Source organism: Eubacterium sp. (genome assembly GCF_057858645.1).
Genome location: NZ_DBLZZO010000005.1, coordinates 63,449 through 76,220, shown reverse-complemented (window position 1 = coordinate 76,220; position 12,772 = coordinate 63,449). Strand labels below are relative to the sequence as shown.

Annotated in this window: 8 protein-coding genes and 1 pseudogene; all 9 read left to right on the top strand. The window is 32.4% G+C overall.

The features are described 5' to 3' along the window. Window positions 1-186: 186 nt before the first annotated feature. Window positions 187-2,121 (top strand): annotated as a pseudogene (locus ACZM4J_RS03005) (ABC-F family ATP-binding cassette domain-containing protein). A 48-nt stretch (window positions 2,122-2,169) separates the two neighbouring features. Beyond that, window positions 2,170-5,457, top strand: a complete 3,288-nt coding sequence (locus tag ACZM4J_RS03000) for a DEAD/DEAH box helicase (protein ID WP_022165919.1) — start codon at window positions 2,170-2,172, stop codon at window positions 5,455-5,457. Window positions 5,458-5,572: 115 nt separating this feature from the next. Beyond that, complete coding sequence (locus tag ACZM4J_RS02995; RefSeq protein WP_022165918.1) at window positions 5,573-5,830, top strand: nucleotidyltransferase family protein; 258 nt, start codon at window positions 5,573-5,575, stop codon at window positions 5,828-5,830. Further along, a complete protein-coding gene (locus ACZM4J_RS02990) occupies window positions 5,823-6,431 on the top strand; it encodes a class I SAM-dependent methyltransferase (protein WP_022165917.1) in 609 nt (202 codons plus the stop codon). Before ACZM4J_RS02995 ends, ACZM4J_RS02990 begins: the two co-directional genes overlap by 8 nt. Beyond that, window positions 6,401-8,890 carry a DEAD/DEAH box helicase family protein gene (locus ACZM4J_RS02985; RefSeq protein ID WP_489485579.1) on the top strand — a complete coding sequence of 830 codons (2,490 nt, stop codon included), beginning with the start codon at window positions 6,401-6,403 and terminating at the stop codon, window positions 8,888-8,890. Before ACZM4J_RS02990 ends, ACZM4J_RS02985 begins: the two co-directional genes overlap by 31 nt. A gap of 217 nt (window positions 8,891-9,107) precedes the next feature. Continuing rightward, window positions 9,108-9,707 (top strand): bifunctional phosphoserine phosphatase/homoserine phosphotransferase ThrH, encoded by a 600-nt coding sequence (thrH, locus tag ACZM4J_RS02980; protein WP_428245230.1) that lies wholly within the window; start codon window positions 9,108-9,110, stop codon window positions 9,705-9,707. 571 nt (window positions 9,708-10,278) lie between these two features. Next, window positions 10,279-10,611: a lysophospholipid acyltransferase family protein gene (locus ACZM4J_RS02975; RefSeq protein ID WP_022165914.1), complete on the top strand. Its 333-nt coding sequence runs from the start codon at window positions 10,279-10,281 to the stop codon at window positions 10,609-10,611. A gap of 171 nt (window positions 10,612-10,782) precedes the next feature. Beyond that, window positions 10,783-10,917: a hypothetical protein gene (locus tag ACZM4J_RS02970; RefSeq protein ID WP_428245231.1), complete on the top strand. Its 135-nt coding sequence runs from the start codon at window positions 10,783-10,785 to the stop codon at window positions 10,915-10,917. 98 nt (window positions 10,918-11,015) lie between these two features. Continuing rightward, window positions 11,016-12,770, top strand: a complete 1,755-nt coding sequence (locus tag ACZM4J_RS02965) for a DUF2075 domain-containing protein (protein ID WP_022165912.1) — start codon at window positions 11,016-11,018, stop codon at window positions 12,768-12,770. Window positions 12,771-12,772: the final 2 nt, after the last annotated feature.

Here is a 12,772-nt window from a genome sequence, read left to right as displayed (position 1 = left end):
GTGGACAACATACAGGGCACCTGAAGAATTTGTCAAAAATCATACAACTGTCTAAATATTTCCCAGCATAAAATTAAGCTAAAACGGTTCTGTTTATTGTTACGGTTTTCTACATATGTGTTATACTAATAGCAAAAAAGTTTAACGAATTATAGACAACAAAAATTTTATGGAAAGAGGCATTAAGTGAATATTTTATCATTAGAAAACATTACACATTCATATACAGAAAGGAAATTATTTGATGACGCAAGCTTTTACCTTCATGAAGGCGAAAAAGTCGGAATCATTGGCATAAATGGGACAGGAAAATCAACACTGCTAAAAATTATGGCAGGCTTAGAAGTACCTGACAGTGGAAATGTCATAAAGGCATCTAATTTGATGATACATTATCTGCCACAGAACCCGAAGTTTAATGAAGACGACACAGTAATTGAAAGTGTGCAGAATATGGTACATCATCATGCAAACGAAGACGAGTTAGTTAAGGCGAAAGCCATGATGACAAGACTTGGTATAAATAATTTTGAACAGAAAACAGGTGAATTGTCCGGTGGTCAAAGAAAAAGACTTGCTTTAGTTTCTGTGCTTATTACACCTTGTGATATTTTGATTTTAGATGAGCCTACAAACCATTTAGACAGTGAAATGGCAGAATGGTTGGAGAATCAGTTGCGCGCATTTAAAGGGGCCTTAGTTATGGTAACTCATGACAGATATTTTTTAGATAGTGTTACTAATAGAATTATCGAGTTAGACAAAGGAAAAATTTACAGTTATAACGAAAAGTATTCTGGATTTTTACAGCGTAAGGCAGAAAGAGAAGACAGTCAGAAGGCAAGTTAACGCAAAAGACAAAGTATTCTCCGCAAGGAGATTCAGTGGATGCAGCGTGGCGCAAGAGCAAGATCAACAAAACAAAAAGCTCATATACAGCGCTATGAAAATCTTAAGAATCAAAAAGGAATAGTTGAAGATGATAAAATTGAATTAAGCAGTATTAAGTCAAGAATGGGAAAAACTACAATTGAGCTTGATAAAATCTCAAAGGCTTATGGTGCGAATACGGTTTTAATTAAGGATTTTACTTACAACTTCTTAAAAGGTGACAGAGTTGGCTTCGTAGGAAAAAATGGTTGTGGTAAAACAACTTTAATGAAAATTATAGATGGTAGAATTAAACCTGACAGTGGAACTGTAACAATTGGACAGACTATCAAAATCGGCTACTATACACAGGAAATTGAGACAGACCAACAAGGTGGAATTGCTTACATGGATCCACAGGAAAAAGTTATTGATTACATAAAAAATACAGCGGAATTTGTTCGTACAGAGGATGGGTTGGTTTCTGCATCAGCAATGCTTGAAAGATTTTTATTTCCATCTTCCCAGCAGTATAGCAAAATAGAAAAACTTTCAGGTGGTGAAAGACGTAGACTTAATCTTTTAAGAGTGCTTATGGAAGCACCAAATGTTTTGATTTTAGATGAGCCTACAAATGATTTGGATATTGAAACAATGACAATTTTAGAAGACTACTTGGATAGTTTTGATGGCATTGTAATTACAGTAAGCCACGACAGATATTTCCTTGATCGAATAGTAAGAAGGATTTTTGCTTTTGAAGGTAATGGAGTGATTAGTCAGTATGAAGGTGGATATACAGACTATATTAATAAGAAGAAACAGCAGGAGGTTGCGGGAAATGCCGGAACTTTAAGAGAAAAAAATACTGGAAAATCAGGTAGTGGTTCAGGTGCCGTGCAATCTGCAAATATAGGTAATGCAAAGAGCACAGGAAGTATTAAGGGGAATGGAAAACAAAATACAGGAGAAGCATCGAATAGTCAAAAAAAAGATGACTATAAACACAGAAATAAAAAATTAAAATTTTCATATAACGAACAAAGAGAATATGAAACCATAGAAGATGATATTGCTAACCTTGAAGAAAAGCTGGAAAGACTGGATAAAGAGATGAATGAAAATGCAACTAATTCTGTTAAGTTAAAAGAATTAATGGAAGCTAAAGAAGAAACGGAAAATCTTTTAATGGAGAAAATGGACAGATGGGAATATTTGGAGGACTTGGCGAAAAGGATTGGGGAGCAGTAGAGTCTGCTAAAGACGAGTTCAGAACATTGATGTGAACAGGAGAAATAGATGATAGATGTAAAATCAATTAAAGCGTGTACAAATAGTCGATTTTATGAGAGAGGCAAAGATTTATATTATAGAGGAAAAGTCTTAAATATTGATGTTCAGGAAGACGGCGATTGGATTATTATACATGCTGATGTTAAAGGTAGTGGACATAATATATATGACATAGAATTAGAAGTAGATGCTGAGGATGGAGATATTATGGCATCAGATTGTTCATGTCCTGCTGCAGAAAGTTATTATGCTATGTGCAAGCATTGTGTAGCAGTAGCTTTTGAATATAACAATCAATGTGAAAATCAGATACAGAAATTTACATCAAAGGAAGAAGCATTGTATAAGTTACAAAATATGCAGGGAATTACTAAAGGAATAAAAGTTGCAACTAATCCATTACTTAAAAATATTTTAGACCAATACACAAATGAGAAAATGCTACCAATTCTAAATGGGGATTTGTATGGAAAAATAGAGTTAGAACCATTTCTTTCAATTGAAGGGTACAGACGAATGTCTGTTGAATTTAAAATTGGAACAGATAAAAAGTATGTTTTAAAAGATTTAATTGAATTTGTCAAAAACATAAAAGAAAAAGAAAATCATTCCTATGGAAAAAATTTGGAATTTGTTCATATAATGGAGGCGTTTTCGCCTGACTCAAGAAAGATGGTAAAGTTCATTGAGGATTGGGTTGCCAGAAACAAAAATACATATTCTATATTTGGATTTTATGGAAATACTTATCAAAAGGTCAGACATATTCCATTAGACGAGAACAGTCTTGAAGAGTTTCTTATGGCAACTGAATATAAAGAATTCGCATTAGATGTAGATGGTGCCAAAACAACGTATAAAGTGGCAAAAGAGAGCTTTAATGAAAATGCCAGCTTTGATTTAAAAATACAAGGTGATGATAGCGGTGCAAATATAAAAATTCAGCAATTGTTTGCATATAAAGGTAACAATAAATATATGATATTTAAAGAAAATTGTGTTTACATGGAACCTTTAGAAAATTGGAAACTTTTAGATGAATTAATGATTTGTGCAGATGAATATGCAGGCGATATTTATGTAAGCAAAGAAGATTTACCTTCTTTCTGCAATATCCTGTTACCTAAAATAAAAGGATGTTGCAATGTGGAATTAGTAGATTTTGATGAGAGTAAATACGTTGTAACAAAACCTGAATTAAAAACATATTTGGATATGCCACAGGAAGACATGATTACATTTAAAGCACAGGCAATTTATGGTGAGAATGAATATTCTGTATTTGATCAGGAAAATGTGGCACTTAGAGACTTACAAACAGAGAAAATAGTATCAGATATTATCAAAACTGTAAGCAATGCTTATGATAATGAAAATAAATTAATGGTTTTAGATAATGATGAGGAAAAATTATATTTACTGCTAACAAAAGGGATTGAGAGATTGCAACAGGTCGGCGAGGTTTTCGTATCTGATGCAATAAAGAAATTACAGGTAGTTCGGTCGGCAAAAACTACTGTAGGAATTTCTCTTTCAGGAGATTTGCTGGAATTAAATATTACATCAGATGAAATGTCAATGGATGAACTTGTAGATTTGATTTGCAGATATGACAGAAAGAAAAAGTATTACAAATTAAAAAACGGAAACATATTCTATGCAGATAGTGAGCAGTTGGACAGACTTTCTATCATAAAAGATAATTTACAACTAACTGACAGGGAAATGAAAAAAGGAACAGTTAAGGTGCCAAAATTCAGGGCGTTATATTTAGATGAGCAGGTTAAGGACGAAGAATTTCTTAAAACAAATAAAAGTACTGATTTTAAAAAGTTAGTTGATAATATAAAAAGTGTAGAAGAATATGATTTTGAAATACCACAAAGTCTTAACGGTATTTTGAGAAACTATCAAAAGGAAGGCTTTAGATGGATAAAAGCTTTGCATGAAAATGGTTTTGGAGGAATATTGGCAGATGATATGGGATTGGGAAAGTCCCTTCAGGTAATCTGTTTTATTTTGTCTGAAATGGAAAAGGCAAAAAAGTCTGAAAATAAACGAACATTAATAGTTTGTCCCGCATCCCTTGTTTACAATTGGAAAAGTGAATTCGAAAAATTTGCTCCTAATTTAATTGTTAAAACGGTATCCGGAAATGTGGATGAAAGACATGAAATGATTATGGAATCAGGCAAAAAAGATATTCTTGTTACTTCATATGATTTGCTAAAAAGAGACATTGAAGTTTATGGATATATGGAATTCTTTGCTGAGATAATTGATGAAGCACAATATATAAAAAACAGTACAACACAGGCAGCTAAGGCAGTAAAACTTATTAATGCAACATTCAGACTTGCACTTACAGGAACACCGGTTGAAAACAGACTTAGTGAATTGTGGAGTGAGTTTGATTTTTTAATGCCCGGCTTTTTGTTTAATTATAAAAGATATAAAGAACAGATTGAACAGCCTATTGTAAGGGATAACGACCAGGAAACAATGGTAAGGTTACAGAAAATGATAAGTCCTTTTATACTTCGAAGATTAAAGAAAGATGTACTAAAAGATTTGCCGGACAAGGTAGAAGAAAATATGTATGTGAAATTAGAAGGCGAACAGCAAAAACTTTATGATGCTCATGTTAAACGTATGAAATTAATGCTTGAGAAAACTGATGATGTAGAATTTAATACAAGCAAAATACAAATCCTTGCTGAATTAACAAAACTGCGTCAGCTATGTTGTGACCCGGCAATTTTATTTGATAAGTACAAAGGGGAATCGGCAAAAGCAGATATGTGTATTGAATTAATAAAAAATGCAACAGAGAATGGTCATAAGATTTTGTTGTTTTCCCAGTTTACATCAATGCTTGAAAATCTGCAGAAGAGAATGATTAAGGAAGGCATTAGCTTTTACACATTAACAGGCTCTACTGACAAAAGGGAAAGAGCTAAAATGGTTGAACAGTTTAATTGTGATGAAACGTCAGTATTTTGTATTTCACTTAAGGCAGGTGGAACAGGACTTAATCTTACATCAGCAGATATTGTTATACATTATGACCCATGGTGGAATGTGGCTGTTCAGAATCAGGCAACAGATAGGGCGCATCGTATTGGTCAAAAGAATGTTGTGAACGTTTATAAACTTATAACAAAAGGAACAATAGAAGAAAAGATTGTTAATTTGCAGGAACGAAAACAGGAATTGGCTGATAAGGTACTTGGTGGAGAAAGAATAGGAAGTGCAAGTTTTAATAAGGAAGAATTGCTGGAACTTTTGGGATAAGATAAAGCGGGAAAATAAGAATGAATTACATTTGTATAACTGATAAAGTGCAATTTTTACACCCTATGATTGATAAAGTGCAAATTTTGCACTAATGTTAAGACAGAGGTGCAAAATGAATAAATTAAAAGAATTAAGAGATGTTAATTTCTGCTATCTATTTGGCTCTTATGCAAAAGCAAAAGCAAAACCAACTAGCGATGTGGATTTGTTAATTTCTGCAAATGTTAAGGGATTAAAGTTTTATGGGTTGGTTGAGGAAATACATTTAAAATTGAATAAGAAAGTTGATGTTTTGGACATTAATCAATTAAATGATAATATAGAATTAACAGAGGAAATACTAAAGGATGGAATAAAAATATATGGATAATATGAAAAACGATGTATCAGAAACTATAGAGTTTTATAATAAAAATGCGAGAGAGTTCGTAAAAGGAACAGTTAGTGTAGACTTTAAGGAAACCCAGGATAAGTTTTTGAATTTACTTAACAAGGGAGACTATATTCTGGATTTCGGTTGTGGCTCAGGAAGGGATACAAAATATTTTGCCAAACAGGGAATGAAGGTTGAAGGAATAGATGGTTCATTAGAGTTATGCAAAATAGCAAGCGATTATACAGGAATGAAAATTAAGAACATGTTCTTTAAGGATTTAAATGAAGAGAATAAGTATGATGGTATTTGGGCATGTTCATCTATTCTTCATTTATCAAAAAATGAATTAAAATTAGTTTTTCAAAAAATGTCAAAAGCTTTAAAGAACAATGGAATTATATATACTTCATTTAAATACGGTGATTTTGAAGGTGTAAGAAATGGAAGATTTTTTGTAGATTTTACTGTAAAGGAATTTAGAAAATTTATTAAAGATATTGAAGAGTTACAAATAGAAGAATGTTGGATAACTAATGATGTACGAAAAGGAAGGGATGGAGAAAAATGGTTGAACATAATCTTGCGAAAGATTTAATAAATCACGATATTCATAATTATTCTACAGATGTAATGACAGGTGATAGAAACAAGAGAATGTATTTGTATAATCAGCTGGCATTAAGTATAGAAAAAGCAGAAACTGTGGATATTATAGTATCCTTTCTGATGGAGTCAGGGGTGAAAATGCTTTTAAAAGACTTAGAAAAGGCTTTGGAACGAGGGGCTAAAATCAGAATCTTAACAGGTAACTATCTTGGAATTACTCAGCCATCAGCATTATATCTTATAAAGAAAAAATTAGGAAATCAAGTGGACTTAAGATTCTATAATGAAAAGAATCGTTCATTTCATCCTAAATCATATATTTTTCATTACAAAGAACATAGCGAAATTTATATTGGTTCATCAAATATATCTAAAAGTGCACTAACCTCAGGAATTGAATGGAATTACAGATTTAGTAGCAAAAAAGATGAGAAGAATTATTTAAAATTTTTTCATACTTTCGAAGATTTATTTAACAATCATTCAATTATAGTTGATGATGAAGAATTACATAGATATTCTAAAAATTGGCACAGACCGGCAGTATCAAAGGATTTAGAAAAATATGAAATTATGGAGGAGCCGGCTGACACCAATGTAAGAGTTATGTATGAACCAAGAGGGGCGCAAATAGAGGCATTGTGTGCGTTAGAAGATACAAGAACTGAAGGGGCAACAAAAGCATTAGTTGTAGCTGCAACCGGTGTGGGAAAGACTTATCTTGCAGCATTTGATTCTAAAAAATTCAAGCGGGTTCTTTTTGTGGCACATAGAGAAGAAATTCTAAAACAGGCAGCAGTTTCGTTTAAAAATGTAAGAAAGTCGGAAGATTATGGATTCTTTAGTGGAAAGGAAAAATGCACAGATAAGTCTGTTATATTTGCATCTGTTGCAAGTTTAGGAAAGCAAAGTTACCTAAATGAAAAATATTTCAAACCAAATTATTTTGATTATATAGTAGTTGATGAATTTCATCATTCAGTAAATAACCAGTATCTTCGTATTGTAGAATATTTCAGACCTAAATTTTTGTTGGGACTTACAGCTACGCCTGAAAGAATGGATGGTAAAAATATATATGAAATTTGTGATTATAATGTTCCATATGAAATTTCATTACAAGAGGCTATAAACAAGGGGATACTTGTACCATTTCATTATTACGGAATCTATGATGATACAGATTATTCAAAGATACATACTGTACGTGGAAAATATGATGAGAAAGAATTAAACGAAACATATATTGGAAATGTACATCGTCATGATTTAATTTATAAATATTATTGCAAGTATGGTTCAAAAAGAGCACTGGGGTTTTGTTGCTCAAGACAACATGCAGAGGAAATGGCAGGAGAGTTTTGCAAAAGAGGAATTCCTTCTGTGGCTGTTTATAGCAATGCTGCTGGTGCATACTCAGAAAAAAGAGAAATAGCAATTGAAAAATTATTTAAGGGTGAAATTAAAGTAATCTTTTCAGTTGATATGTTTAATGAAGGTGTGGATATACCTTCAGTTGATATGGTAATGTTTTTACGTCCAACTGAGTCTCCAATTGTATTTTTGCAACAATTAGGGCGTGGACTTAGAAGAAGTCGTGGAAAAGAGTATCTTAATGTATTAGATTTTATCGGAAACTATGAAAAAGCCGGTAGGGTAAGATTTTTACTCACAGAGAAAACAATATCTGAAAATGGACATTATAATCCGGCAGACCGTTCTAATTTACCGGATGATTGCCTGATAGATTTTGATATGAAGTTACTTGATTTATTTGAAGAAATAGATAAAAAGCAAGCAAAGCTTAAAGACAGAATTAAAAATGAATATTTTAGAGTGAAGGGCTTGCTAGGAAAGTCTCCATCAAGAATAGAATTATTTACATATATGGAAGATGATGTGTACCAGTTAGCAATAAAACATTCAAAAGATAATCCTTTTAAAGGATATCTTGAGTATAGGGAAGAATTAGGCGAATTATCTCAGGAAGAAAATGAATTATCTCAGGGAATGGGAAGAGAATTTATTAGTTTTATCGAGAATACTAGCATGACAAAAGTTTACAAAATGCCTGTATTAATGGCATTTGTTAGAAAAGATAAAGTCCTTATGGAAGTTACAGAACAACAACTTTTAGAAAGTTGGAAGGAATTCTTTAGAACAGGGACCAATTGGAAGGATTTGGAAAAGGACCTCTCTTTTGAAAAATATAAAAATATATCAGATAAGGAGCATATTAAAAAAATTATGAAAATGCCTGTTCATTTTTTACAGGAATCAGGCAAAGGCTTTTTTGTAAAAAAGGATGGATTTGCGTTAGCTCTTCGAGATGAAATGATAGATATAGTTACTAATCCAATTTTTGTTAAAGAAGTAAAAGATGCAATAAACTATCGTGCACTTGACTATTACCAAAGAAGATATAGAAAACAGGAAGAAAGTATGTGATAGTGAAAAAGTAAGTGTTATTTACAAAATTGTACAGTATTTTGTAAAAGAAATGTTAGGAAGCTAACGTAAACATTAGTTTATAAAGCAAAATGACAATGGCTTTATATTTTGGACAAAGGATTTGGCATTTTAGACAAAATAATGAAATTATGGTACAATATCTGCGGTACAGCGTGCCTTAAACTTTTTTATAAACAGATAGGAGAAATGAGAAATGAACATTGTATGTTTAGATTTAGAGGGAGTATTAGTACCTGAAATTTGGATTGCATTTGCAGAGGAAACAGGAATAAGTGAACTTAAGAGAACAACAAGAGATGAGCCTGATTACGATAAGCTTATGAATTATAGAATAAATATTTTAAAAGAACATGGATTAGGTCTTAAGGAAATTCAGAAAACAATCGCAAAGATTGATCCAATGCCAGGAGCAAAGAAGTTCTTAGATGAATTAAGAGAAATGACTCAGGTAATTATTATCAGTGATACATTTACACAGTTTGCAGGACCTTTAATGAAAAAGTTAGGTTATCCTACAATTTTCTGTAACTCATTAGAAGTTGCTGATGATGGCGAAATTACAGGATTTAAGATGAGAATAGAAAATTCAAAACTTACAACAGTTAAGGCATTACAGTCAATCGGCTATGATACAATTGCCAGCGGTGACAGCCACAATGACCTTGGCATGATTAAGGCAAGCAAGGCAGGATTCTTATTCAGAAGTACAGACGAAATTAAGAAAGAATATCCTGAACTTCCAGCATTTGAAACATACGATGAATTGATGGATGCAATAAAGAAGGCTTTATAAAAAGTGTGGAGACATTGTTTTAATAAAAATAAAACGTAGTAATATAGCAAAAAGAGTAAATAAGGTATTATAGCTCAAATGCCAATTTGCTGTTACAATAAATGTCTAAAAATAAGTAGAAAAATTACAATATATAAGATAAATAAAAAACTTCAGTTAATATAATATGTCTAAAATAGGACAGAATATTAGCTGAAGTTTTTTATTTAATGTGAAATTATTTGGCGGCAATACATAATCTGCTCGTAGAATATGGCAAGCGACATTCTTTGTTATGTAATGAAAATTCTTTATTCAACATTTACAATAGAAAAGGATGATTAACAACATGTTGTTGACTAGACAACACAGCTGTCCGTACGGCTGTAAAGAAAACTGGAAGAGGTCGCCTTTATATCATAAGTCAGACTACTAATTTGGCAATGAAAGTCTGGGTTGGCTTTCTTGTGCGCTACACAGACATAATTCCAATTTGCAGTAAAGATAAGGACTACATGAAAAAGCAGTTTAACAAAATGATTTGCAAAATGCTTCGTAAAAAAAATGGATTCTAATATACCCGGAACAGGAAATGTGGTTCAACTACCGTAAACCTAGAAATCTAAAACGTGGTGCATACTATTACGCTGCAAAAAACAACGTACCAATTGTACCAATCTTTGTAGAAATTCAGAATTTAGATGAAAAGGAAACAGAAGAATTCTACAAGGTAAAATATGTAGTGCATGTACTGCCACCAATTTATCCTGAACCAGAATTAACAACAAGAGAAAACAGTTTCCGCATGATGGAAAAAGACTACGAACAGAAGAAGCAGGCTTACGAGGAGGCATACGGCAAAAAATTGGATTATGCCTTTGAGGATGGGGACATTGCCGGCTGGGTAGGAAGTGAAACGGAATAATAAAACATATAATATGGTGTTAAAGACAAGTGTGTTTTGGCTAAAATATAAGAGAATTATAGATAGCCGAAGGACGTGTGCAAAATTATATCAGCGCAACATATCTGGATGGTCATGTTGAAAATTTATTTACCCTTCTTGCACCATATGAGACGCTTAGAGGAAGTTGGAATGTTCCCAGTTTTGTACGAGGGAAAGACAGATGAGCATGTATCAAAATTTGAAAATCAGAATAAGGGCTATGAAATCAATTTTGAGCATCTGCATATTGGGGAATGGAGAGAGTTGAGTTATAGTTTAATTTAGTCATATTAGTAATAAATGACTAAATTGAAGCCGGAAAATGACCAAATTAAATACTATAGAAACTAATGAATACAGTGGAAAAAAAGAAAGGAAAAAAGATGAAAAGTAGCGTGGCACAGCCAATTATTAAACAAATTGATGATAATAGTAATGCTTTAGATTATTTTGAAAAAGTGTTGTTGCCTAATGAAAATGAAAATACACAGGAAATTATTGCAAAGTTCCCAACAGTGTATATTCATAATTGGCAGGAATCAGGAAATTATGAAGTATATGTTGGTGAATCAAATGATATTTTTAAGAGAACACGTCAACATTACGAGACAGCATTGAATAATTCAAAATGGCAAAGTCAGCTGTTGAAAAAGGATGCAAAGCTTTTTATTATAGGTCATGAACATTTTAACAAATCATTAACATTAGACATAGAAAATCGATTAATGCATTATATGATGAGTGTAGAGAGTGTAAAGCATGTACATAATTTAAGGGATAATCCACAGGCTAGTTATTATCCAATGGAAGAATTAGATGAAATATTTAGCAAAATATGGAGAGGACTTAGAAGAGAAAACAAGGATTTATTTCCTACTGAAGGAGCCATAAAAGATTCGGCAATATATAAAGCATCCCCACTTCATAAACTTACAAAAGAACAGGAAAATGTAAGAGAGTTAATTATTGAAAAAGTTTCAAAAGCACTGGAGAATGATTCAAAGAAACAACTTATTTTTGTAGATGGTGAAGCGGGAACCGGAAAGACTGTGTTAAATAGTAGCACATTTTATGAATTATATTGTCAGGCAGAGGAAAACAAAAAAGATTTAAAATGTTATTTACTTGTTAATCATGATGAACAAATTACTGTTTATGAGCAGATAGCAGAGAAACTTGGCTTGACGGAAAGATATGGAAAAGTTGTAAGTAAACCAACAACTTTTATTAACAATCATTCCATAGAAAATCCAGTGGATGTGGTATTTGTAGATGAGGCACATTTGCTTCTTACGCAAGGCAAGCAATCATACCGTGGAGAAAATCAGTTGAAAGACATTATTGATAGAGCACGTGTGACAGTAGTAATGTTTGATGAAAATCAGATTCTTACAACAGAACAATTTTGGGAAGCGCAGATTCTTGAAAAATATAGAAATCAGGCAAAGACAAACAATACACATATTGTATTAGATAAACAACTTCGCATGCAGGCAGATTCTGCAACAATGGATTGGATAGACTCTTTTACAAAGAAGGGAATTGTAAAGAAGATACCAAATACATTTGGTGGATATTCAATAAAAATATTTGATAAACCAGAAAATCTTGATATAGAGATTCAGAAAAAGGCCAAAGAAGGTAACTCTGCTCTATCACGTGTGATAGCAACATATGATTGGAATTATAGTTCGAATCATAAACCTGACGACCGATTGAAAGAATATTGGGAAGTGCTTATTGGAAATTGGCATAAACCATGGAATCGTCAGTTAGAGTCAGAACTTTCTAGAAAAGAAAAGAGAAAAATTAAAGGCTTAGCATGGGCAGAACAGCCACAAACAATCAATGAAGTAGGATCAACATTTACTATTCAAGGTTTTGATTTAAATTATGCAGGGGTAATTCTCGGACCATCTGTAAAATATCGTAATGGAAAAGTAGTGTTTGACCCATCGGAAAGCCATAATGAAAAGGCTATAAGAAATAGAACCTTATCTGATGGTACTAAAAAGAAGTTTGGTGAAATGTTGATTCGGCATGAAGTGAGAGTTTTAATGACACGTGGCGTTAATGGAATGTACATATATGCATGTGATTCTGAACTGAGAGAAGCATTAATAAAGGCATCAAAATAAAG